This is a genomic window from Streptomyces mirabilis, from assembly GCF_018310535.1.
Lineage (GTDB): Bacteria > Actinomycetota > Actinomycetes > Streptomycetales > Streptomycetaceae > Streptomyces.
In genome coordinates this window covers 7954842-7976484 of sequence record NZ_CP074102.1, presented here as the reverse complement: position 1 = coordinate 7976484, position 21643 = coordinate 7954842, and the positions used below count along the sequence as shown (strand labels likewise).

The following is a 21643-nucleotide window of genomic DNA, read 5'->3' as shown; positions in this document are numbered from 1 at the left end:
CGGGGCATGACGACCTCCGCGACATGCCCCGAGAAGGTCAGCCTACGAGCGCCCACGCCGTCCGGCACGCGTCGCGCGAGGCGCTCTGAGCCCGCGGTCCGGATGCGCATCCGGGCCGGCCGGGTGAGCCTGAAACCATGTCCGGAGAGCTGCACGTGATTGTGTACCCACCATCCCCGACCGACGGCAGCCGACAGGTGCGCGTCAACGGAGAACTGCTCACCGCACACTCACTGCGCGACCTGGCCGCCTTCCTCCGCTACGCCGGGCTGGAAGGGATCGACGAGGTTGATGTAGCCAACTCAAGGGTGATCGAGTGGCACGGCGGCGGGCCTGAAGCATGGTCGCCACCGACGTGACGAGCGTGACGCGGCGAACACCGTCGACCCTCACCCGGCTGCTCGGAGGAGCCGAACCGGTGACCGCGGGCCGTGGAAGAGTCTGCCGTCACGACCGCAGTCCAGTTCTCCTTCGCCGCGGCCCCGGACGGATGGCGGGTGGCGATCAAGTGCCCCGACGATAAGACGATCATGGTCATGCCGATTGTGGGCTGGGCGACCCCAACCGACGGCATGCGGCGGACTGAGCACAACGGGGCCGCCGGCAGAGGGATATGCCGGCTCCACCTGACGCCCCGTAAATCTGCAGGCCAGAACCTAGCCCTTGGTCGACCCCAGTGTCAGGCCCGCGACGAAGTGCCGTTGCAGGAGCAGGAAGACCAGGATCGTGGGGAGGGCGACGAGGACCGAGCCCGCGGCCAGCAGGTTGTAGTCCGTGAAGAACTGGCCGCGGAGGTTGTTGAGGGATGACGTGATCGGGAGCTTGTCGGGGTTGGAGATGAAGATCAGGGCCCAGAGGAAGTCGTTGTAGACCCAGGTGAACTCAAGGGTACCGAGGGCCGCGAGGGCGGGGCGGCAGAGCGGGAGGGTGATGCGCCAGAACTGGGTCCACACACCCGCGCCGTCGACGATGGCGGCCTCGAGGATCTCCTGCGGCAGCGTCCGCATGAAATTGGCCAGCACGAACACGCAGAAGCCCATCTGGAAGCCGATGTTGACGATGATGACGGCCCAGTAGGAGTCGTACATCGTCAGCGAGTCGGACATCCACCACGGCAGCGGGATCTTGTTGAACAGGACGTACAGCGGGGTGACGATGACCTGCTGGGGCAGCAGGTTGCCCGCGGTGAAGAACATCAGCAGGACGAGGCCCCCGCGCAGCTTCAGCCGGGACACGGCGAAGGCGACGAACGAGGCGAGGAAGAGGGTCACCAGGACGGCGGGCACGGCGATGAGCAGGGTGTTGGTGAAGTACTTGCCCATGCCGGATTCGCTGTAGGCGCGACGGTAGTACTCGAAGGACAGGTGCCTCGGGAAGGAGAAGTAGCCGTTCTGCGCCGTCTCCTCGTACGGGCGCAGCGAGGCGTAGACGGCGAGCAGGAGCGGCGCGAGGAAGGCGAGCGAGACGCCCATCAGGAAGATGTGGACGCCGAAGCGGCCGGGGCGCGGCCTCCGGCGGGGAGCGGGCGTCGGCTCCGGCGCGGGTGCCGGGCGCACGGGGGCGCCGGTGCGGATGTCGGCGGTCATCGCTCGCGCGCACCTCGCAGCTCTTGGACCAGGAACGTCACGATGAACCCCAGGGAGACGGTGAGCAGGACGACCGCGATGGCGGAGCCGAATCCGATGCGGCTGGCTTCCCCGATGATGTTGTCGGTGATCAGGACGGAGAGCAGTTCCAGGCCGTTGCGGCCCTTGTTGACCGCGTAGACGATGTCGAACGCGCGCAGCGCCTCGATGACGGTGATGACACCGACGATCACGTTGACCGGGCGCAGGGTCGGAAAGACGACGCGGAAGAAGGTCTGGCGGGCGTTCGCGCCGTCGATCGCGGCGGCTTCCTTCAGCTGCGGGTCGACGGATTTGAGTCCGGCGAGGTAGAGGATCATGACGTAACCCGTGTGCCGCCAGCTCGCCGCGATCATCATCATCCAGATGTTGAGGTGCGCGTCGCCGAGCCAGTCGATCGGGTTCTCGTGGTTGTTGAGGATGGTGTTGACCACGCCTTGGTCGGTGCCGAGGATCAGCTGGGCGATGAAGCCGACGATGGCGAGCGAGAGCACGACCGGCAGGTAGATGACGGACTGGTAGAAGCGGCTGAAGCGCACTCCGCGGTCGATGAGCACCGCGAGGAACAGTCCGAACGGGGTGGCGATCAGGCCGAGGAAGAGCAGCCACAGGACGTTGTGCCGGACGGCGGGCCAGAACGCCGGGTAGTTCTCGAACACGTTCTTGTAGTTGTCGCCGCCCACCCAGTGGATGTCGCCGACGCCGTCCCAGGAGGTGAAGGAGAGCCCGATGGACGCGAGGGTCGGGCCCCAGACGATGACGATGTCGAGCAGGACGGGTATGCCGAGGAGCACGCCGAGGACGACGGTGTCGCGGCGGGAGAACCGCCGCAGCCTCCGTCGTCCGGCGCGCCGTGGGATGTTGAGCGCCACGGAACGTCTTCCCCCAGTGATCAGCCGACGGGCGACGAGAAGATGGTCTTCTTCTGTCGTTCGATGCTGTTGCAGAGACCGTCGACGTCCTTCGGGTTGCCGATGAAGTCCTGGATCGCCTTGATCATCACGGTCGAGGCGAAGTCCGGACGGGTGTCGCGGTCCATGAACTGCGAGATCTGCTTGGCGCCCGAGACGAGCTGGGCCGACTTCTTCTGCAGGGCGCTGTACTTGGTGGTGTCGGCGCCGTCGTTGACGGCCACGTTGTTGGGGTCGAGAGCGAGGTAGGTGTTCTCGGCGGTGGGGGTGCCCAGCCATTTCAGAAGGGCCTTGGCGCCGTCGAGGTTCTTCGACTTCTTGGCGACCAGGAAGCCGTCGATGGGTGCTTCCACGGCGTCCTGCGCGTACTGCGGGTCGATCTCGGGGAAGGCGAAGAAGTCGATGTCGTCGCGTTCGTTCTCGGGGAACTGGGTGCCCGGGTGCGGCATTCCGAAGACCGCCATCCCCGTCTTGCGCTGCTGCAGGCTCTGCCCGGCCTCCTCCCAGGTCCGGCCGAGGGCGCCCTTCTGGTAGTAGGGCATGACCTCGCGCCAGGTGTCGAAGACGTTCTTCACCTTGGCGTCGGTCCATGCCTCCGCGCCGGCCATCAGGGACTTGTGGAAGTCGTATCCGTTCAGGCGCATGTTGATGTAGTCGAAAGTGCCCATCGCGGGCCAGCCGTCCTTGTCGCAGAAGGCGACGGGCGTCCCGTCCTTCGACATCTGCTTGGCCAGGGCGATGAAGTCGTCCCAGGTCTTGGGCTGTTGGTAGCCCTTGGACTGGAAGAGGCTCTTGCGGTGGAAAACGGCCCACGGATAGTAGTAGTACGGCACGAAGTACTGCTTGCCGGAGTGGGTGGACTGCTCCTTCAGGGCGTCGGAGAAGCCGGTGAAACCGCTCCAGACGTCGCTGATCTCGTGCAGGAGCCCCTTCTCCGCGAAGTACTGCATGCGATACCCCGCGAACCACATGAAGACGTCGTCGGGCGTGCCCTGGAGATAGCGGTTGATGTTCTCCTGGAAGTCGTTGTGGTCCTTGGTGTTGACCTTGACCTTCTTGCCGGACTTCTTCTCGTACGCCGAGAAGGCCGCCGCGTACGCCTTCTTGGGGACCGGGTCCGAGGCGTTGGACCCCACGGTGACTTCGTTCTTGTTTCCGCCGGGTCCGTTGCCGCAGGCGGACAGCAGCACGGGGAGCGTGAGCGCGCCGGCCCCGACGGCCGCACCACGCAAGAGATTACGCCGGGACATCCGATGACCCGACGTGCCTTCGGGCACGACGATCCCCTTCAACGATGACTGTGCCATGTCCCCCTCCTCGGGGTGCCACCCAACACAACCGAACGCGAGGCTTGGATCTCACTCCCATGTCGGAGACTCGTCAAGGGTTCCGACGAGATATCGAACAACCGTTACCACTTCTCTTCCAACAGAGTTGGACAGGTCCTACCGTAAGCGCGCACCCTTGTCGCGGACATGCAGTCATCCTATCTTTCGCGAGTTCGGAGGAACGTAACGATGCGTCACCTTCCCACCCGCACAACCCGCCGAAGAGTGGTCGGAGCACTCGCGACGGCCCTGTTGTGTACGACCGGTCTGACCGCCCCGGAGGCCCTGGCCGCCCCCGCCCCCACCGAAGCCCCCGCGTCCCCCGCCCTGGCGGACGGCCTCGCGCTCACCCCTCCGATGGGTTTCAACAACTGGAACTCCACGCACTGCCGGGCCGAGTTCAACGAGAGCATGGTCAAGGGGATCGCGGACCTCTTCGTGGAGAAGGGGCTCAAAGACGCCGGGTACCAGTACGTCAATCTGGACGACTGCTGGGCCCTGCCGTCCCGGGACGCCGACGGCAAGCTGGTGCCCGACCCCGTGCGCTTCCCGAACGGGATCAAGGCGGTCGCCGACTATGTGCACGCCAAGGGGCTCAAGCTCGGCATCTACACCAGCGCGGGCACGAAGACGTGCGACAGCGTCGGGTTCCCGGGCGCCCTCGGCCACGAGTACAGCGACGCCCAGCAGTTCGCGGACTGGGGCGTCGACTACCTCAAGTACGACAACTGCAACAACCAGGGCGTGGACGCCAAGCTGCGCTACACGACCATGCGGGACGCGCTGAAGGCGACGGGGCGGCCCATCGTCTACAGCCTCTGCGAATGGGGCCAGAACAAGCCCTGGGAGTGGGCCTCGGACGTCGGACATCTGTGGCGAACGACCGGTGACATCAACGACAGCTGGGGCTCGATGCTGTCGATCCTCAAGCAGAACCTGCCCCTGGCCCCGCACGCGGGTCCCGGTCACTGGAACGACCCGGACATGCTGGAGGTCGGCAACGGCGGCATGACCGACACCGAGTACCGCTCGCACTTCTCGATGTGGTCGGTCATGGCGGCTCCGCTGCTCATCGGCTCGGATCTGCGCAAGGCGTCGCCCGCCACCTTCGACATCCTCGACAACAAGGAAGTCATCGCGGTCGACCAGGACCCACTGGGCAAGCAGGGCACCGTGCTCTCCTCCGAGGGCGGACGCTGGGTCGTCGCCAAGGAGATGAAGGACGGCAGCCGGACGGTGGCACTGTTCAACGAGACCGGCAGCGCCCAGCACATCGCCACGACCGCGGCCGCCGTGGGGCTGCCGGCCGCCCACGGCTACACCCTGCGCGACCTGTGGCAGCACCGGAGCTACAACACCGCCGGCGCCATCTCCGCGACCGTCCCCGCGCACGGCACGGTCCTCGTCCGCGTCTCGGCCGACGGCCACTGGGCCAAGAACCCGCCCGCTGTCGAACTCGGCCTGGACGGCAGCCCGTTGGTGGAGGCGGGCAAGCCGGTCTCCCTGACGTCGGCGGTGACCGACCTCGGCCGTACGCCCGCGCGGCGCGTCTCGGTGGCGCTGAGCGGCCCGACGGGCTGGACGGTCGCGACTACCTCACCGACCACGGCGGGCACGGTAAGCACGGGACACTCCCTGCGTACGAAGTGGCGGGTCACCGCGCCCGAGGGCACGGCCACGGGATCGTACGACCTGGCGCTCAAGGCCACGTACCGCTCACCGACCGGCATACGCGCCGAGAGCGCGCTCCCGCTGACGGTGTCGATCGTCGTGGCTCCCCCTTCGGGCGTCTCCTACCTCGGAGACCTGCCGTGGTTGTCGACGGCCAATGGATTCGGCCCTGTTGAGCGCAACACCAGCAACGGGGAGAGCGCCGCGGGCGACGGTCATCCGATCACTCTCGGCGGAGTCGTATACGCCAAGGGACTCGGTGCGCACGCTCCGAGCGCCGTCGAGTACTACACCGGCAAGCGGTGCCGGACCGTCACCGCGGACGTCGGCGTCGACGACGAGAAGGGCGCCAAGGGCACCGTCGCGTTCGAGATCTGGGCGGATGGCACGAAGGTCGCCTCGACCGGGGTCCTCACCAACGCCATGCCGGCCCAGCCGGTCTCGGCCGACGTGACCGGCGCCCAGGTGGTTCGCCTCGTCGTCACCGACGGCGGCGACGGCGTCGACTCGGACCACGCGGACTGGGCGGACGCCCGACTGACCTGCTGATCCGTGCGCCGGGCCGGGGGGCCTCCTCCGGCTCGGCAGCGGGCGGCGACCCGGTCGAACCGACCTGGCCGGGGGGCTGCCCCAGGAGGCCCTCACAGGGGGCGTCGGTCCCGGACCGCGAGCCCGGTCACCGGCTCGAGCCGCGACCGCGCTCCACTCACCCCCGGCGGATCACCCGCACCACCGGTCGGCACACCCGGCCCGGAGACGCGAACCGCGGCTCAAGGCGGCGCTCAGCCCGCGACCCGCTCCGCGGTCGTGCTCGGCTGCCTGCTGAGCGCGGCCGCCGCCGCGCCGACGAGACCGGCGTCCGTGCCCATCAGTGCGGGCGCCACGGTCAGCCGCTGCACGAAGGACAGGGTGGCGTAGTCGGCCAGCGCCTTGCGGAGCGGCTCGAAGAGCACGTCCCCGGCCTTGCCCACTCCCCCGCCGATGACGGCGATGTCGATCTCGACGAGGGTCGCGGTCGCCGCGATGCCCGCCGCCAGTGCCTTCGCCGCGCGTTCGAACGAGGCCACCGCCACCGGGTCGCCCTCGCGCGCGGCGGCGGCCACCGCGGCGGCCGAGGTGTCACCGTCGGGCCCCGGTCGCCAGCCGCCCTCCAACGCCCGCCGCGCGATGTTCGGACCGCTCGCGATGCGCTCCACGCAGCCGCGCGAACCGCACGGGCAGGGGTCACCGTCGAGGTCCACGCTGATGTGCCCGATGTGGCCCGCGTTGCCCGTGGGACCGGGGTGGAGCTGACCGTTCAGGACCAGCCCACCCCCGACACCCGTCGAGACCACCATGCACAGGGCGTTGTCATGGCCGCGCGCCGCACCCTGCCAGTGCTCGGCGGCCGTGATGGCCACCCCGTCGCCGATCAGCTCGACCGGCAGGCCCCCGGTCGCCGCACGGACCCGCTCGACGAGCGGGTAGTCGCGCCAGCCCGCCACGTTCACCGGACTCACCGTGCCCGCGGAGGCGTCCACCGGCCCCGCGCTGCCGATGCCAACGGTCCCCGCCCGGCTCCACAGCGGTGACCCGGTCAGCTCGCCGAGCACCTCCTCGACGGCCCCCATCACGGTGTCGCCGTCCTCCTGCGCGGGCGTCGCGCGCTGCGCGCGCAGAAGAATGCGGCCGCGGCCGTCCACCAGCGCTCCGGCGATCTTGGTGCCGCCGATGTCGAGCGCGGCCACGAGGTCGGTGTGCATCAGTGTCAGTTCTCCCGGTGAACCTGGTGAAAGGGGCAGACCGGTCTCGCGACGGGGGGCGCAGGCCGGAGAATGCGGTGGACAGTGTCTCCCGCATCTGACAACGTTGTCCAGGCTCTATGCTCGACGCCACATCCTCATACAACCCCATGGACCGACGCACCCCCGTGGACAACAGGACCCGTGGCCGACCGGGACCGCCGCGTGGACGACGGGAACCATGGACGACAGGACAGGACAGCGCATCGTGGCAGAGACCGCCCGCCGATCCGAGAACCGCTACGGCAACCGTCCGACCATGAAGGACGTGGCGGCACGAGCCGGGGTGGGCCTCAAGACGGTCTCGCGGGTCGTCAACGGTGAGCCCGGAGTCACTCCGGACACCGAGCGCCGCGTCCAGGAGGCCATCGACGCGCTCGGCTTCCGCCGCAACGACAGCGCCCGGGTGCTGCGCAAGGGCCGCACCGCGAGCATCGGCCTCGTCCTGGAGGACCTCGCCGACCCGTTCTACGGCCCCCTCAGCCGCGCGGTCGAGGAGGTGGCCCGCGCCCACGGCGCGCTGCTCATCAACGGCTCCAGCGCCGAGGACCCGGACCGCGAACAGGAGCTGGTTCTCGCCCTGTGCGCGCGCCGGGTGGACGGGCTGGTGATCATCCCGGCCGGTGACGACCACCGCTATCTGGAGCCCGAGATCAAGGCGGGCGTCGCCACGGTGTTCGTGGACCGCCCGGCGGGACAGATCGACGCCGACGTGGTGCTGTCCGACAGCTTCGGCGGGGCCCGTGACGGCGTCGCCCACCTCATCGCCCACGGCCACCGCCGGATCGGCTTCATCGGCGACATGCCGCGTATCCACACCGCCGCCGAACGGCTGCGCGGCTACCGGGCGGCCATGGAGGATGCGGGCATACCCGTCGAGGACGACTGGATGTCCCTGGGCGTCACCGACCCACAGCGGGTGCGGAAGGCGGCCGAGGACATGCTGTCCGGCCCCTCCCCCGTCACCGCGGTCTTCGCCGGCAACAACCGCGTCACCGTCACGGTCGTCCGTGTCATCGCCGAGCGCGGCCGGCCGGTCGCCCTCGTCGGCTTCGACGACATCGAGCTCGCCGACCTCCTCGAGCCCGGCGTCACCGTCGTCGCCCAGGACGCCGCCGCCCTCGGCCGCACCGCCGCCGAGCGCCTCTTCCGCCAGCTGGACGGCACCCTCATCACCCCGGAACGCATCGAACTCCCGACCCGTCTGATCACCCGCGGCTCGGGCGAACTGCCGCCCGTGGACTGAGCCGTGGCCGAGCCGGACCCGCGCACCCTCGAAGCGCTCGGCCTCGCCGAGGCGCCCCACGAGCACCCGCTGAGCTACCCGGGCGCCCGGCCCGACGAGTCCGTACTCCTCGACGGGGACCGGCTGTTGCCGCTCACGCGCAGGGTGTACGAGGACCGCGTCCCGGTCCTCGCGGTCGGCTCCAACGCCTGCCCGGCCCAACTCCGGCACAAGATGGCGCAGTCCGGGGTGTCGGGCACGATCCCGATAGTGAAGACGCGGGTCTGCGGCCTCGGGGTCGGCGTCTCGGCCCATGTGAGTCTGACGGGGTACGTGTCCGCGTCACCGTTCCACGCGCCGGGCGCCGTCGGCGAGTTGTTCCTCACGTGGCTGGACGTCCCGCAACTCGCTGTGGTGGACGCAAGTGAGGGCGTTCCGGTGGCCGAGGGGGCGTACGACCGGGCGTGGCTGTCCGCCTCCGACGTGCGGATCGAACTGGACTCCGGTGAACTCCTGCCGGGTGCCTACGTGTACGTCAACCGCCGCGGAGTGCTCCACAACGGCTCCGGAGCACCTCGCCCGCACCCCGGCGAGCGCCCGCTGCTCGCCTCGCTGCTCGCCGGGTCGGAGCGGCTGCGGGAGCTGTTCGGGGAAACGCCGGAGGAGTTCTGCGCCCGGGCGCGTGGCGACGGCGCGCTCTGTGCGCGGGGCACCCAGTTGTTCGCCGCGGAGGGGCTCACCATGGCTTCGGGGCTCGAGAGATACGCGTAGACGGTCCGTCGTCACAGTGCGGGCCCTGTGTGGCTGGTCGCGCCCACGCGGCGGAGCCGCACAGTGTCACAGCCCCGCGCCCCTGAAGGCAGGGAGCTTCACTTCCCCGAGATGGTCAGATCGCCCCGCCTCGGCACGGCGAAGCCCTCCAGGTCGGCCCTCGTCAAGCCCGTCACCCTCGCCACCTCCGCGATGTCCAGGGCACCGCAGTCCAGGCCGCGCAGGAGGTAGCCGCTGAGAGCCTTGGCGGTGGCGGGCTCGTCCATGACGTCGCCGTCGGTGTGGCTGGCGTAGCGGGCGAGGCGGGCGGCGGCCTGTTCGAAGCCCTCGCGGTAGAAGGCGAAGACGGCGGCATAGCGGGTCGGGATGTGGCCGGGGTGCATGTCCCAGCCCTGGTAGTAGGCGCGGGCCAGGGCACGGCGGGTGAGGCCGTAGTGGAGGCGCCAGGCGTCGTGGACCTTCTCGGTGGGGCCGATCGGCAGGACGTTGGTGGAGCCGTCCGACACGCGTACGCCGGTGCCCGCGGCCGCGACCTGCATGATCGCCTTGGCATGGTCGGCGGCCGGGTGGTCGCTGGCCTGGTAGGCGGCACTGACGCCGAGGCAGGCGCTGTAGTCGAAGGTGCCGTAGTGCAGTCCGGTGGCGCGGCCCTCGGCGGCCTGGATCATCCGGGCGACGGTCGCGGTGCCGTCGGTCGCGAGGATGGACTGGCTGGTCTCGATCTGGATCTCGAAGCCGATGCGGCCGGGCTCCAGACCGCGCGCCTTCTCGAACTCCTCCAGGAGCCGGACCATCGCGGTGACCTGCTCGGCGTACGTCACCTTGGGCAGCGTCAGCACGAGCCCCGCGGGCAGGCCTCCCGACTCCATCAGGCCTGTCAGGAAGATGTCGAGCGTGCGGATGCCCCGGTCGCGTACCGGCGCCTCCATGCACTTCATGCGGATGCCCATGTACGGGGCGGCCGTGCCGTTCTCGTACGCCTCGGCGATCAGGCGGGCCGCGCGGGCCGCCGCCTCGTCCTCCTCGGCGTCCGGGCGCGGGCCGTAGCCGTCCTCGAAGTCGACCCGCAGGTCCTCGACGGGCTCGCGCTCCAGCTTGGCGCGTACGCGGTCGTACACGGGTTGGGCGAGGTCGCCGCTGAGACCGAGGACGGCGGCGAAGGAGCCGGCGTCGGGGGCGTGCTCGTCGAGGGCGGCGAGGGCCCGGTCGCCCCAGGAGCGGATGGTGTCGGCGGCGAACACGTCGCCGGGGACGTACACGGTGTGGACGGGCTGCCGGGTGCCGGGGTCTCCGGGGTAACGCCGCGCCAGTTCGGCGTCGACCGGGGCGAGGGAGGCGCTGATCTCCTCGCTGACGGCGCCCGCGAGGCTCGTCGCCACGTTCTCCTGCTGGCCCTGACCCATCCCACATCCTCCAGTTTTCCGCTCCACGGAATCAATAATCCGTAGAGCGAAGTTATCCATGGTGCTTACCGATGGTCAACACCTGTCCACGGCATGGTCCGTCATGTGCACTCCTGTCCCACGCCTTCTTTCGCGTCGCGGGACACACCCCTCATGCTGGCCCCGAGGGGAGGGGATCACACATGTCGAACACCCGCAGAGTGACGCGACGCATGGGTCTGCGGACGGTGGTGGCCGCCGCGGTCGCCGTACCCCTGCTCACCACGGCGTCCGCCTCCGCCAGCCGGCGCGGCGGCCACCGTCTGGAGATCATGACGTTCAACCTGCGCTTCGCGAGCACCGCCGAGCCCGACAGCTGGGCCGCGCGCCGCCCGGTGATGCGCGCGCTGTTACGCCGGGAGTCGCCCCACGTCATCGGCACCCAGGAGGGCATCTACCAACAACTGCGTGACATCGATTCCGACCTCGGACCGCACTACGACTGGATCGGCACGGGCCGCAAGGGCGGCAGCCATGACGAGGCGGTGGCGATCTTCTTCGACACCCGCCGACTGGCCCCGGTCGAACACGACAGCTTCTGGCTCTCCGACACCCCCGAGCTGATCGGCTCGAACACCTGGGGCGCCGCCTTCCCGCGCATCGTCACCTGGGTCCGCTTCCGCGACCTGCGGGACGCACGGGAGTTCTATGTGCTCAACACCCATCTGGACCACGCGAGTCAGTACGCACGCATGCGTGCCGCGAGCCTGATTTCCGAACGCATCGCGTGCTTCGACCGCGCTCTGCCGCTCGTCGTGACCGGCGACTTCAATGCCGTCGCCCATCAGAACCCGGTGTACGAAGCGATGCTGGGCGCCGGGCTCGTCGACACCTGGGAGGCGGCGGCCGAGCGCGGCACTCTCTACGGGACCTTCCACGGCTACCAGCCGTTGACGCCGGACGGCGACCGTATCGACTGGATCCTCGTCGGCCCCGGGGTGACCGTGCACCGGGCGGCCGTCAACACCTTCGCGGTGGACGGTCAGTTCCCCAGTGACCATCTGCCCGTGCAGACCTGGCTGAGCCTGGCATGAGCGAGGCCCCCGTGACCGCGCGGGCGGTCACGGGGGCCTCGTACAGCCGGAGCCGGACTCGATCAGCCCTTGCGGGTCTTGATCTCCTCGGTGAGCTGCGGGACGACCTCGAAGAGGTCGCCGACCACGCCGTAGTCGACCAGGTCGAAGATCGGGGCCTCGGCGTCCTTGTTGATCGCCACGATCGTCTTCGACGTCTGCATACCGGCGCGGTGCTGGATCGCGCCGGAGATGCCGGAGGCGATGTACAGCTGCGGCGAGACGGACTTGCCGGTCTGGCCGACCTGGTTGGTGTGCGGGTACCAGCCGGCGTCCACCGCGGCACGCGAGGCACCCACGGCCGCGCCGAGGGAGTCGGCGAGCGCCTCGATGATCGAGAAGTTCTCGGCGCCGTTGACACCACGGCCGCCGGAGACCACGATCGCGGCCTCGGTCAGCTCGGGGCGGCCGGTCGACTCGCGCGGGGTACGCGCGGTGACCTTGGTGCCGGTGGCCTTCTCGGAGAAGGAGACCGCGAGGGCCTCTACGGCGCCCGCGGCCGGTGCGGCCTCCACGGCGGCCGAGTTCGGCTTGACCGTGATGACCGGGGTGCCCTTGGCGACACGGGACTTGGTGGTGAAGGAGGCGGCGAACGCGGACTGCGTGGCCACCGGGCCCTCGTCACCGGCCTCCAGGTCGGTCGCGTCGGTGATGATGCCGGAGCCGATGCGGACCGCGAGGCGGGCCGCGATCTCCTTGCCCTCGGCGGAGGACGGCACGAGCACGGCGGCCAGGGAGCCCCCGGCGGACACCACCTCGTACGCGGCCTGGAGCGCGTCCACCTTCGGGACGACCAGGTAGTCGGCGTACTCGGCGGCGTCGTGCGTGAGGACCTTGACCGCGCCGTGCTCGGCGAGCGCGGGGGCGGTGGCCTCGGCGCCGGAGCCGAGGGCGACGGCGACGGGCTCGCCGATGCGGCGGGCCAGCGTCAGCAGCTCCAGGGTGGGCTTGCGGACGGCGCCGTCCACGTGGTCGACGTAGACGAGAACTTCAGCCATGGGACTTCTTCTCTCCTGCTTACGAAAGATGAGGGGCGGTCAGCGAGTGGAGGTTCAGCGAGCCTCGAACGGGCCTTTAGATGAACTTCTGGCCCGCGAGGAACTCGGCGAGCTGCTTGCCGCCCTCGCCCTCGTCCTTGACGATCGTGCCGGCCGTGCGCGCCGGGCGCTCGGTCGCGGAGTCGACCTTGGTCCAGGCACCCTCGAGACCGACCTCGTCCGCCTCGATCTCCAGGTCCTCCAGGTCCCAGGACTCCACCGGCTTCTTCTTGGCGGCCATGATGCCCTTGAAGGAGGGGTAGCGCGCCTCGCCCGACTGGTCGGTCACCGACACGACCGCCGGGAGGGAAGCCTCCAGCTGCTCGGAGGCGCTGTCGCCGTCACGGCGGCCCTTGACGACACCGTCCTCGACGGAGACCTCGGAGAGCAGCGTGACCTGCGGTACGCCCAGGCGCTCGGCCAGCAGGGCGGGGACGATACCGGCGGTGCCGTCCGTCGAGGCCATGCCGGAGATGACCAGGTCGTAGCCGGCCTTCTCGATCGCCTTGGCGAGCACCAGCGAGGTACCGATCGCGTCGGTGCCGTGCAGGTCGTCGTCCTCGACGTGGATGGCCTTGTCCGCGCCCATGGAAAGCGCCTTGCGCAGCGCGTCCTTGGCGTCCTCGGGGCCGACGGTCAGCACGGTGATCTCGGCGTCGTCCGCGTCGTCGGCGATCTGCAGCGCCTGCTCCACCGCGTATTCGTCGAGCTCCGAGAGCAGACCGTCCACGTCGTCACGGTCCACGGTCAGGTCATCGGCGAAGTGCCGGTCGCCAGTGGCGTCGGGCACGTACTTCACAGTGACAACGATCCTCAAGCTCACGCCGGCTCTCCTACTGCATCGTCATTTCTGGGCTGCCTTCTTTCAGGCAGCATAGGCGCCTGAAGCGGCCGATCCCGGTCGGGGCGGCCCGCGCTCCGAACGAAATATTACTCGTCAGTACACCCAGTTCCTGCCCACTAAGCAAGCGCTTTGAACTGTGACCTTGGCAACGCTGCGTAACCGGCGAGTAGGACTCGCCGGTAGGACCGGCGGGTAGCTTCAGTCGCGCAGGCCGTTGAAGCGTCCCTGGTGGTACAGCAGCGGGCGGCCCGCGCCCGACGGATCACCGAGGACGACCTCGGCCAGCACGATGCGATGGTCCCCGGCCGGCACCCGCGTCACGACCCGGCAGACGAGCCAGGCCAGTACGTCGTCGAGGACGGGAACATCTTCCGGGCCCTTACGCCAACGGGTGGGCGCGCCGAAGCGGTCGGCGCCGCTGCGGGCGAAGGTGGCGGCGAGGTCCTGCTGATGCTCGCCGAGTATGTGGATGCCGACGTGGTCGGACTCGGAGATCGCGGGCCAGCTGGAGGCGCCGACACCGATGCCGAAGGAGACGATCGGGGGCTCGGCGGAGACCGAGCTGAGCGAGGTGGCGGTGAAGCCCACGGGACCCGAGCCGCCCTGCGCCGTGATCACGGCGACACCGGCCGCGTGCTGCCGGAAGACGGCGCGAAGGAGGTCGGGTGAGGCGGGTTGCGCATCGGGAGAGGCGTGCCGAAAAGTGTCCAGGTCGGGCGTGGCCGTCATGGAGTCGTCCTTCTGCGAGTGGGGACGTGGGGGTCCCCCCGCTCGAGCGAAGCCGAGAGTGGGGGAAGGTCCGTAGTGCTCAACAGACCGGACAGCGCGCACTCGCGGTGCGGGCCAGGTCCACGTGGACACGCTCGAAGAGAAGGAGTTCCGGGGGCATACGGTCAGGTTGACGATAGGTGGTGCGTGCAGTCAAGTACGTCCGGTCATCTGCGAGATGCCTCACCATGATCGCCACGGGTCAGACGGCCTCTCCCAGCGCCGCGATCACATCCGCCTTGCGCGGCTGCCCGGTCGCGCGCCGCACGATCCGTCCGTCGGCGTCGAGGACGAGCACGGTCGGGGTCTTGAGGATCTCGAGTTCGCGGACGAGTTCGAGGCGGTCCTCGGCGTCGATCTCCACGTGGTGCACACCCGGGACCATTCCGGCCACCTCGGTGAGCACCCGCCGGGTGGCCCGGCAGGGGGCGCAGAAAGCGCTGGAGAACTGGACGAGCGTGGCCCGTTCACCGAGCCCCTCCCCCAACTCCGCCGCGCCGAGCCGCTTTCCACCGTCACGCCCGCGCACTCTCACCCTCCCGTTCCGCCGCCGCTGCAGCACTCCGAACGCGCTCGCCGCCGCGAGCACCACCACGCACACCACAAGTCCGGTCATCTCCAGCACAAGCATTCACGAGACCGCAAAGATTCCCGGGTCCATGAACCGCCCTTCATACGGAATGCTTGATTCATGGACATTGACGCAAGAGGGCCGCGGTTCGGTGCGGCCGTGACGACCGTCGTACTGGCGGCCGTTCTGATCACCGGCAGCACCTGGCTGTTGGCCTGGCAGGTACTGGCGTTCGCACTGGGCGCCTCGGGCGGCGTGGCGCGCTCTCCTTACGGCTGGCTGTTCCGGAAGGTCGTACGCCCCCGACTCGGGCCGCCGGCACAGTTCGAGTCGCCTCAGCCGCCGCAGTTCGCGCAGGCCGTCGGGCTCGTGTTCGCCGTGGTCGGGCTGATCGGTTTCACGGCAGGGCCCGACTGGCTGGGGTTCGCCGCGACCGGCTGCGCGCTGGCGGCCGCGTTCCTCAACGCGGCGTTCGGGTACTGCCTGGGCTGCGAGATGTACCTGCTCGTACGTCGGGTGACGGTACGCGCCCAGTGACGGTGAGTTAGAAGTCCGAGGTCGATCAGGGGACACGTGACGAGGATCTCGCCGCATCGCGGCACCAGGACTGGCCACTCGTCCGTTCTTCGGGCACGATCTGCGCAATGCCGTAAACCTACGGCTGCGTAACTTTCCCGCCGGGAGACCCCTTCCCGAGCAGAGAGAAAGGGTCCACCCCGTCCATGGCAGAGCTTGTCTACCGTCCTGTCGTCGGTCTCGCCCAAGTGTTGTTCAAGGCCTGGGACCTCAAGATCGACTGCAAGGGATCGGAGAACATTCCGCGCTCGGGCGGCGCCGTGCTGGTCAGTAACCACATCAGTTATCTGGACTTCATCTTCGACGGTCTGGCCACCCTGCCGCAGAAGCGCCTGGTGCGTTTCATGGCGAAGGAGTCGGTCTTCCGGCACAAGATCTCCGGTCCGCTGATGCGGGGCATGAAGCACATCCCGGTGGACCGCAAGCAGGGTGAGACGGCGTATCAACACGCGCTGGATTCACTGCGGTCCGGCGAGATCGTCGGCGTCTTTCCCGAAGCGACCATCTCCCAGTCCTTCACCCTGAAGAGCTTCAAGTCGGGTGCCGCGCGCATGGCCCAGGAGGCCGGCGTGCCGCTGATCCCGATGGCCCTGTGGGGCACCCAGCGGCTGTGGACCAAGGGCCACCCGCGCAACTTCAAGCGCAGCCACACCCCGATCACCATCCGGGTCGGCGAACCGGTGGAGGCGCCGCAGGACCAGTACGCGGGCGCCATCACCCGGCGGCTGCGCGAGCGCGTCCAGGAGCTCCTGGAGGCCGCGCAGCGCGCCTATCCGGTCCGCCCCAAGGGCCCGGACGACACCTGGTGGATGCCCGCGCACCTCGGCGGCACGGCGCCGACCCCCGAAGAGGTCAAGGCGGCCGAGGCCCGCTGAATCGTCACGCCGGGGCGTGGACGCTGTTCCACGCCCCGGGGCTGAACGTCTCCAGGAGTTCGGCCCCGTCGCACCGCACCGCCCCACCCGCGTCCGGGTGATGGGTGACGGTTCTCAGAGTGCGCTGGGGAGCGTCTTCCAGAGGTACGGCCGGTCAGGGGCGGCCTTGAGGACGCTCAGCACGACCGAGTGAGGTTCGGCGTACAGGTCCGGATAGTCCAACTCATCGAATTCGGGATCGGGCGTGAAGGCCAGCCGCTCGCCGTCCAGGGAGAACTGGGCGTCCACGCCCGGCTTGTTGCCGCGAGGGTCCTGCCGGTGCCAGGCACCGTTGAACCGTACGGCGACCAGACCGTGCACCTCGTCGAACTTCTGGTAGCAGAACGCCGTCGGGATGTCCTCGGCCCGCAACAGCGCGGCCAGGGCGTGGGCCTTGGCGTAGCAGATGCCGGTGCGCCGCTCCAGCACGTCGGAGGCACGCCAGGTGACCCGAAGATCGCCGGAGTCCTGCGAGTGCGGGATGGTGTCGCGCACGAATTCGAAAGCCGCCCGCGCATAGGCATACGAGTCCACGGCCCCCTCGGCCAGCCGCGCGGCCGTCTCCCGTACGAGCGGATGGTGATGGTCGATGACCTCGTCGGCGGCCAAGTAGGCAGACAGGTCGGCAGCGTTCTGGATCAGCTCCATGCCCGGAGAGCATAGGAATGCGGTCACCCGAGAGTCAATGACTTTTCAGGCGACCGCATATCTATGCAGGCACTGGCGCTCGGGTTACGAGTGAGCCATCTCCTCCTTGAGCGCCGCCACGAACCCGTCGACGTCGTCCTCGGTCGTGTCGAAGGAGCACATCCAGCGGACGTCGCCCGCCGCCTCGTCCCAGAAGTAGAAGCGGTAGTGCTTCTGGAGCCGCTCGCTCACGCCGTGCGGGAGGCGCGCGAAGACGGCGTTGGCCTGGACCGGGTGGAGGATCTCCACGCCGTGCACCGCGCGCACGCCCTCGGCCAGCCGCTGGGCCATCTGGTTGGAGTGGCGGGCGTTGCGCAGCCACAGGTCCTTGGCGAGCAGCGCCTCCAACTGCACGGAGACGAAGCGCATCTTGGAGGCGAGCTGCATGGACAGCTTGCGCAGGTGCTTCATGTGACTGACCGCGTCCTGGTTGAGGACGACGACGGCCTCGCCGTACAGCGCGCCGTTCTTCGTCCCGCCGAGACTCAGGAGGTCGACGCCGACCGCGTTGGTGAACGTGCGCATGGGCACGTCCAGGGAGGCGGCCGCGTTGGCTATCCGGGACCCGTCCAGGTGCACCTTCATGCCGTGCGCGTGGGCGTGGTCGCAGATCGCGCGGATCTCGTCGGGCGTGTAGAGGGTGCCCAGTTCGGTGCTCTGGGTGATCGAGACGACCTGCGGCATCGCACGGTGCTCGTCGTCCCAGCCGTAGGCCTGACGGTCGATCAGCTCGGGGGTGAGCTTGCCGTCGGGCGTGGGCACGGTGAGCAGCTTGAGGCCGCCCATGCGCTCGGGGGCGCCGCCCTCGTCGACGTTGATGTGCGCGCTCTCCGCGCAGATCACCGCGCCCCAGCGGTCGGTGACCGCCTGGAGCGCGACCACGTTCGCGCCGGTCCCGTTGAAGACCGGGAAGGCCTCGGCGGTGGCGCCGAAGTGGCTGCGGATGATCTGCTGGAGGTTCGCCGTGTAGGCGTCCTCGCCGTACGCGACCTGGTGCCCGCCGTTGGCCAGGGCCACGGCGGCGAGCACCTCGGGGTGGGCCCCCGCGTAGTTGTCGCTGGCGAAGCCGCGGACGGACGGGTCGTGGTGACGCCGGGCGTCGGTCTTCGCAGGGTTCACGGCTTCTCGGTCAGCCACAGACGGTTTCCGTTCACTTCACCGGCGGGCTGCGACCAGACGCCGGCGATGGCCTCGGCCAGATCCTCGACGTCCGTGAAGCCCGCGAACTTCGCGTTCGGGCGCTCGGCGCGCATCGCGTCGTGCACCAGTGCCTTGACCACCAGGATGGCAGCCGCGGAAGTCGGACCCTGCTCGCCCCCGGCCTTGCGGAAGTAGTCCGCCATGGCCAGCGTCCACGCCTCGGCGGCGGCCTTGGCGGCGGAGTAGGCGGCGTTGCCCGCGGTGGGCTTGCTCGCGCCCGCGGCGCTGATCAGGAGGTAGCGGCCACGGTCGCTGCGCTGCAACGCCTCGTGGAACGCGAGGGAGGTGTTCTGCACCGTGCGGATGAGCAGCAGCTCCAGGAAGTCCCAGTCGTCGAGGCTCGTCCTGGTGAAGGTCTCGCTGCCCCGCCAGCCGCCGACCAGGTGGACCAGGCCGTCGACGTGGCCGAAGTCCTTCTCGACGCGGATGGCCCAGTCGCGGGTCGACTGGAGGTCGAGCAGGTCGACCGTGTCGCCGATGACGGTGGCACCGCCGTGCCCATAGCGGGCCGCGTCCACGGCCTCCGCGAGCCGCTCGGGATCGTTGTCCGATCCGATGACGGTCGCGCCCGCGTCGGCGAGCCGGGCCAGCGTCGCGCGCCCGGCGGGTCCACCCGCTCCGGCGACCGCGATCACCGCGCCGCTGAGAGGTCCGTTGCCGTTTCCGTGTGACATCGCCTTCGCCTCCTGAACATCCCCGGTACGAGCGCTCACGCGGCGGCCCGCTCGGCGCTCGTCGCGGTGATGCCCTTGGTGGAGGCGATCACGTTCTTCAGTTTCTTGGAGAGCGCCTCATAGAACATGCTCAGCGGAAACTCGTCCGGAAGCACGTCGTCGACGAGCTTACGGGGCGGCTGGGTCAGATCGAGGGCGTCCGGGCCCTTGGCCCAGCGGGACCCGGGGTGCGGGGCGAGATAGGTGGAGACGAGCTCGTACGCCTTGAACCAGTGGACGAGCTTGGGGCGGTCGATGCCGGCCCGGTAGAGGTCCTCGATCTCGGCGCACAGCTGGTTGGTGATCTGCGGGGCGCGCTGCCAGTCGATGTGCAGCTTGTTGTCGGTCCAGCGGACGACGTCGTGCTGGTGCAGGTAGGCGAAGAGGAGCTGGCCACCGAGACCGTCGTAGTTGCGGACGCGGTCGCCGGTGACGGGGAAGCGGAACATCCGGTCGAAGAGCACCGCGTACTGCACGTCACGACCGTGCTGGTGACCCTCGGCCTCCAGCTTCACGGCCTCCTTGAACGCGGTGAGGTCGCAGCGCAGCTCCTCGAGGCCGTACATCCAGAACGGCTGGCGCTGCTTGATCATGAACGGGTCGAACGGCAGGTCGCCGTGGCTGTGGGTGCGGTCGTGGACCATGTCCCACAGCACGAAGGCCTGCTCGCAGCGCTCCTGGTCGTGGACCATCGCCGCGATGTCCTCGGGCAGCTGAAGGCCCAGGACGTCCACGGCGGCGTCGGTGACGGCGCGGAAGCGGGCGGCCTCGCGGTCGCAGAAGATGCCGCCCCAGGAGAATCGTTCCGGCGCCTCGCGCACGGCGATCGTCTCCGGGAAGAGGACGGCCGAGTTGGTGTCGTAGCCCGCCGTGAAGTCCTCGAAGGTGATGCCGCAGAACAGCGGGTTGTCGTAGCGGGTGCGCTCCAGCTCGGCCAGCCAGTCCGGCCAGACCATGCGCAGCACGACCGCCTCGAAGTTGCGGTCCGGGTTGCCGTTCTGCGTGTACATCGGGAAGACGACCAGGTGCTGGAGGCCGTTCTCGCGGTGCGCGGCGGGCTGGAAGGCCAGCAGCGAGTCCAGGAAGTCGGGCACCTGGAAGCCACCGTCGGCCCAGCGGCGCAGGTCCTTCACGAGCGCCTCGTGGTACTCGGCGTCGTGCGGCAGCAGCGGGGCGAGCTGCTCGATGGCGTCTATGGCACGGCGTACGGCCAGATCGGCATCGGCCGTGTCCGGGGCGCCCTCGGCCTCGAAGTCGATCGACCCGTCCGTGGACTGCCAGGGCCGGATCTCCTCCACGGCATCCTTGAGCACGGGCCAAGCCGGGTGCTCCACCACCCTGCCCACGGGAGGAACCTGCTCCTCCACACCCACTGGCACAAGAATTTCCGTCATCTCTCACCCTCCACGGGAGAACCTCGCGTAAGCACACCGTATGTATATGAGGTTCCTTCCCGCAAGGGGAGACTCGATAGATTATCCTGCACCACCCCAACTTCACCGCTCTTTTTCCTGCTGGATGCCGCGAAGGCGAACACTTCCGCTATGTGGCGCCGGACACACGGGCATCCGCGGGAAGCGCGGGAAGTGGCAGGAGCAACGAACCGGGGGCGCTCGGGGTCAACCGCCAGAAGACTCGCCCACGCCCGGGTGGCGCGCCCCGGCGGCAACGGCCCGCTCTCCCCTTGCGGCAGACACGCCCTGCCTGGCGTACGAGCGGGTACATCACGCGGCGGGACGATTAGGCTGCGGCCTTGCCGCGTGGGTGCCGCCGAGACCACGCGCGAGCCGAGCCGCCGTCGACGGAAGCGAGTCGAATCTTGAACTTCCTCACCATCGGTCATCGCGGAGTGATGGGTGTAGAACCCGAGAACACCCTCCGTTCCTTCATCGCCGCCCAGCACGCGGGCCTCGACCTGATCGAACTCGATCTGCATCTGAGCAAGGACGGCGCGCTGGTCGTCATGCACGACGCGGACGTGGACCGTACGACCGACGGTTCGGGGCCGATCACCGAGATGACCCTCGCCGAGCTGCGCGCCCTGGACGCCGGGCACGGTGAGCGCGTGCCCGTCTTCGAAGAGGTCCTGGACGCCGTCAGGGCGCCACTGCAGGCCGAGATCAAGGACACGGCGGCGGCGCGGGCGCTCGCCGAGGTGATGCACCGGCGTGATCTGGTGGGGCGGGTCGAGGTGTCGTCGTTCCACGACGAGGCGATCGCCGAGATCACCCGGCTCGTGCCGGGCGTCCGCACGGCGCTCATCGCGAGCCGCTACGGCGTCGATGTCGTGGACCGCGCCGTGGAGGCCGGCGCCGCCACCGTCTGCCTCAACATCCGCCGGCTGACCCTGGAGGTCGTCGAGCACGCCCGCAAGGCCGATCTGCGGATCATCGGCTGGGTGGTGAACACCCAGGACCACCTGCGGCTGGTGCGCGCGCTGGAGCTGGACGGTGCGACCACCGACTACCCCCAGATCAAACGCACCGGCCGCTTCACGGCCTGATGA

At 69.2% G+C, this 21643-nt stretch carries 21 protein-coding genes; 8 read left to right on the top strand and 13 right to left on the bottom strand.

The features are described 5' to 3' along the window. Positions 1 to 137: 137 nt before the first annotated feature. The gene (locus tag SMIR_RS35345) at positions 138 to 359 is read left to right on the top strand and encodes a hypothetical protein (protein ID WP_095856185.1); all 222 of its coding nucleotides are present in this window, start codon (positions 138 to 140) and stop codon (positions 357 to 359) included. 297 nt (positions 360 to 656) lie between these two features. Here the strand turns inward: SMIR_RS35345 and SMIR_RS35340 are convergent, their stop codons facing one another. From SMIR_RS35340 to SMIR_RS35330, 3 genes are read right to left on the bottom strand one after another with little or no spacing between them, the layout of a single operon-like run. After that, on the bottom strand, positions 657 to 1586 hold the full coding sequence (locus tag SMIR_RS35340; RefSeq protein ID WP_168489629.1) for a carbohydrate ABC transporter permease: 930 nt from the start codon (positions 1584 to 1586) through the stop codon (positions 657 to 659). Next, on the bottom strand, positions 1583 to 2497 hold the full coding sequence (locus tag SMIR_RS35335; RefSeq protein WP_168489630.1) for a carbohydrate ABC transporter permease: 915 nt from the start codon (positions 2495 to 2497) through the stop codon (positions 1583 to 1585). Before SMIR_RS35335 ends, SMIR_RS35340 begins: the two co-directional genes overlap by 4 nt. Before the next feature lie 20 nt (positions 2498 to 2517). After that, positions 2518 to 3786, bottom strand: coding sequence for an ABC transporter substrate-binding protein (locus SMIR_RS35330; RefSeq protein ID WP_212728453.1), 1269 nt, complete (start codon positions 3784 to 3786; stop codon positions 2518 to 2520). 267 nt (positions 3787 to 4053) lie between these two features. On the opposite strand from SMIR_RS35330, the gene SMIR_RS35325 reads away from it, so the two are divergent. After that, positions 4054 to 6084, top strand: coding sequence for an NPCBM/NEW2 domain-containing protein (locus tag SMIR_RS35325; RefSeq protein WP_212727841.1), 2031 nt, complete (start codon positions 4054 to 4056; stop codon positions 6082 to 6084). A gap of 233 nt (positions 6085 to 6317) precedes the next feature. Here SMIR_RS35325 and SMIR_RS35320 read toward each other — a convergent pair whose 3' ends face one another. Then, on the bottom strand, positions 6318 to 7277 hold the full coding sequence (locus SMIR_RS35320) for an ROK family protein (RefSeq protein ID WP_099924220.1): 960 nt from the start codon (positions 7275 to 7277) through the stop codon (positions 6318 to 6320). 220 nt (positions 7278 to 7497) lie between these two features. Here SMIR_RS35320 and SMIR_RS35315 point away from each other — a divergent pair, with 220 nt between their 5' ends. Together SMIR_RS35315 and SMIR_RS35310 are read left to right on the top strand one after the other, a co-directional pair. Further along, a complete protein-coding gene (locus SMIR_RS35315; RefSeq protein ID WP_168489631.1) occupies positions 7498 to 8562 on the top strand; it encodes a LacI family DNA-binding transcriptional regulator in 1065 nt (354 codons plus the stop codon). A 3-nt stretch (positions 8563 to 8565) separates the two neighbouring features. Next, the gene (locus tag SMIR_RS35310) at positions 8566 to 9312 is read left to right on the top strand and encodes a hypothetical protein (RefSeq protein ID WP_212727840.1); all 747 of its coding nucleotides are present in this window, start codon (positions 8566 to 8568) and stop codon (positions 9310 to 9312) included. A 98-nt stretch (positions 9313 to 9410) separates the two neighbouring features. Here SMIR_RS35310 and SMIR_RS35305 read toward each other — a convergent pair whose 3' ends face one another. Then, complete coding sequence (locus SMIR_RS35305) at positions 9411 to 10715, bottom strand: DUF6986 family protein (protein WP_212727839.1); 1305 nt, start codon at positions 10713 to 10715, stop codon at positions 9411 to 9413. 182 nt (positions 10716 to 10897) lie between these two features. On the opposite strand from SMIR_RS35305, the gene SMIR_RS35300 reads away from it, so the two are divergent. Continuing rightward, positions 10898 to 11788, top strand: a complete 891-nt coding sequence (locus tag SMIR_RS35300; RefSeq protein WP_168489634.1) for an endonuclease/exonuclease/phosphatase family protein — start codon at positions 10898 to 10900, stop codon at positions 11786 to 11788. 62 nt (positions 11789 to 11850) lie between these two features. Here the strand turns inward: SMIR_RS35300 and SMIR_RS35295 are convergent, their stop codons facing one another. The 4 genes from SMIR_RS35295 to SMIR_RS35280 form a co-directional block, all read right to left on the bottom strand. Beyond that, on the bottom strand, positions 11851 to 12825 hold the full coding sequence (locus SMIR_RS35295) for an electron transfer flavoprotein subunit alpha/FixB family protein (RefSeq protein WP_168506416.1): 975 nt from the start codon (positions 12823 to 12825) through the stop codon (positions 11851 to 11853). A gap of 76 nt (positions 12826 to 12901) precedes the next feature. Continuing rightward, positions 12902 to 13687 carry an electron transfer flavoprotein subunit beta/FixA family protein gene (locus tag SMIR_RS35290; protein WP_168489636.1) on the bottom strand — a complete coding sequence of 262 codons (786 nt, stop codon included), beginning with the start codon at positions 13685 to 13687 and terminating at the stop codon, positions 12902 to 12904. Between the two features lie 219 nt (positions 13688 to 13906). Beyond that, the gene (locus SMIR_RS35285; protein WP_168489637.1) at positions 13907 to 14437 is read right to left on the bottom strand and encodes a flavin reductase family protein; all 531 of its coding nucleotides are present in this window, start codon (positions 14435 to 14437) and stop codon (positions 13907 to 13909) included. Between the two features lie 241 nt (positions 14438 to 14678). Continuing rightward, positions 14679 to 15092 (bottom strand): TlpA family protein disulfide reductase, encoded by a 414-nt coding sequence (locus SMIR_RS35280; RefSeq protein ID WP_075026039.1) that lies wholly within the window; start codon positions 15090 to 15092, stop codon positions 14679 to 14681. A 75-nt stretch (positions 15093 to 15167) separates the two neighbouring features. On the opposite strand from SMIR_RS35280, the gene SMIR_RS35275 reads away from it, so the two are divergent. Beyond that, positions 15168 to 15584 carry a DUF4395 domain-containing protein gene (locus SMIR_RS35275; RefSeq protein ID WP_168489638.1) on the top strand — a complete coding sequence of 139 codons (417 nt, stop codon included), beginning with the start codon at positions 15168 to 15170 and terminating at the stop codon, positions 15582 to 15584. Positions 15585 to 15769: 185 nt separating this feature from the next. Beyond that, on the top strand, positions 15770 to 16498 hold the full coding sequence (locus tag SMIR_RS35270; RefSeq protein WP_075025534.1) for a lysophospholipid acyltransferase family protein: 729 nt from the start codon (positions 15770 to 15772) through the stop codon (positions 16496 to 16498). 114 nt (positions 16499 to 16612) lie between these two features. Here SMIR_RS35270 and SMIR_RS35265 read toward each other — a convergent pair whose 3' ends face one another. From SMIR_RS35265 to SMIR_RS35250, 4 genes are all read right to left on the bottom strand, one after another. Continuing rightward, a complete protein-coding gene (locus SMIR_RS35265) occupies positions 16613 to 17185 on the bottom strand; it encodes a transglutaminase domain-containing protein (RefSeq protein WP_168489639.1) in 573 nt (190 codons plus the stop codon). Between the two features lie 84 nt (positions 17186 to 17269). Then, a complete protein-coding gene (locus tag SMIR_RS35260) occupies positions 17270 to 18343 on the bottom strand; it encodes a threonine aldolase family protein (protein ID WP_168500866.1) in 1074 nt (357 codons plus the stop codon). Continuing rightward, entirely contained in the window at positions 18340 to 19098 is a 759-nt protein-coding gene (locus SMIR_RS35255; protein WP_168489640.1) for an SDR family oxidoreductase, read from the bottom strand. Before SMIR_RS35255 ends, SMIR_RS35260 begins: the two co-directional genes overlap by 4 nt. A 35-nt stretch (positions 19099 to 19133) precedes the next feature. Further along, positions 19134 to 20531 (bottom strand): DUF6421 family protein, encoded by a 1398-nt coding sequence (locus SMIR_RS35250; protein WP_212727838.1) that lies wholly within the window; start codon positions 20529 to 20531, stop codon positions 19134 to 19136. Positions 20532 to 20956: 425 nt separating this feature from the next. On the opposite strand from SMIR_RS35250, the gene SMIR_RS35245 reads away from it, so the two are divergent. Next, positions 20957 to 21640, top strand: coding sequence for a glycerophosphodiester phosphodiesterase (locus tag SMIR_RS35245; RefSeq protein ID WP_168489642.1), 684 nt, complete (start codon positions 20957 to 20959; stop codon positions 21638 to 21640). Positions 21641 to 21643: the final 3 nt, after the last annotated feature.

Coding starts and splice junctions, on each gene's coding strand:
- SMIR_RS35325 (WP_212727841.1), top strand. CDS start 4,054: ATGCGTCACCTTCCCACCCGCACAACCCGCCGAAGAGTGGTCGGAGCA.
- SMIR_RS35305 (WP_212727839.1), bottom strand. CDS start 10,715: ATGGGTCAGGGCCAGCAGGAGAACGTGGCGACGAGCCTCGCGGGCGCC.
- SMIR_RS35280 (WP_075026039.1), bottom strand. CDS start 15,092: ATGACCGGACTTGTGGTGTGCGTGGTGGTGCTCGCGGCGGCGAGCGCG.
- SMIR_RS35270 (WP_075025534.1), top strand. CDS start 15,770: ATGGCAGAGCTTGTCTACCGTCCTGTCGTCGGTCTCGCCCAAGTGTTG.
- SMIR_RS35345 (WP_095856185.1), top strand. CDS start 138: ATGTCCGGAGAGCTGCACGTGATTGTGTACCCACCATCCCCGACCGAC.
- SMIR_RS35285 (WP_168489637.1), bottom strand. CDS start 14,437: ATGACGGCCACGCCCGACCTGGACACTTTTCGGCACGCCTCTCCCGAT.
- SMIR_RS35300 (WP_168489634.1), top strand. CDS start 10,898: ATGTCGAACACCCGCAGAGTGACGCGACGCATGGGTCTGCGGACGGTG.
- SMIR_RS35295 (WP_168506416.1), bottom strand. CDS start 12,825: ATGGCTGAAGTTCTCGTCTACGTCGACCACGTGGACGGCGCCGTCCGC.
- SMIR_RS35340 (WP_168489629.1), bottom strand. CDS start 1,586: ATGACCGCCGACATCCGCACCGGCGCCCCCGTGCGCCCGGCACCCGCG.
- SMIR_RS35320 (WP_099924220.1), bottom strand. CDS start 7,277: ATGCACACCGACCTCGTGGCCGCGCTCGACATCGGCGGCACCAAGATC.
- SMIR_RS35275 (WP_168489638.1), top strand. CDS start 15,168: ATGGACATTGACGCAAGAGGGCCGCGGTTCGGTGCGGCCGTGACGACC.
- SMIR_RS35255 (WP_168489640.1), bottom strand. CDS start 19,098: ATGTCACACGGAAACGGCAACGGACCTCTCAGCGGCGCGGTGATCGCG.
- SMIR_RS35265 (WP_168489639.1), bottom strand. CDS start 17,185: ATGGAGCTGATCCAGAACGCTGCCGACCTGTCTGCCTACTTGGCCGCC.
- SMIR_RS35250 (WP_212727838.1), bottom strand. CDS start 20,531: ATGACGGAAATTCTTGTGCCAGTGGGTGTGGAGGAGCAGGTTCCTCCC.
- SMIR_RS35330 (WP_212728453.1), bottom strand. CDS start 3,786: ATGTCCCGGCGTAATCTCTTGCGTGGTGCGGCCGTCGGGGCCGGCGCG.
- SMIR_RS35315 (WP_168489631.1), top strand. CDS start 7,498: ATGGACGACAGGACAGGACAGCGCATCGTGGCAGAGACCGCCCGCCGA.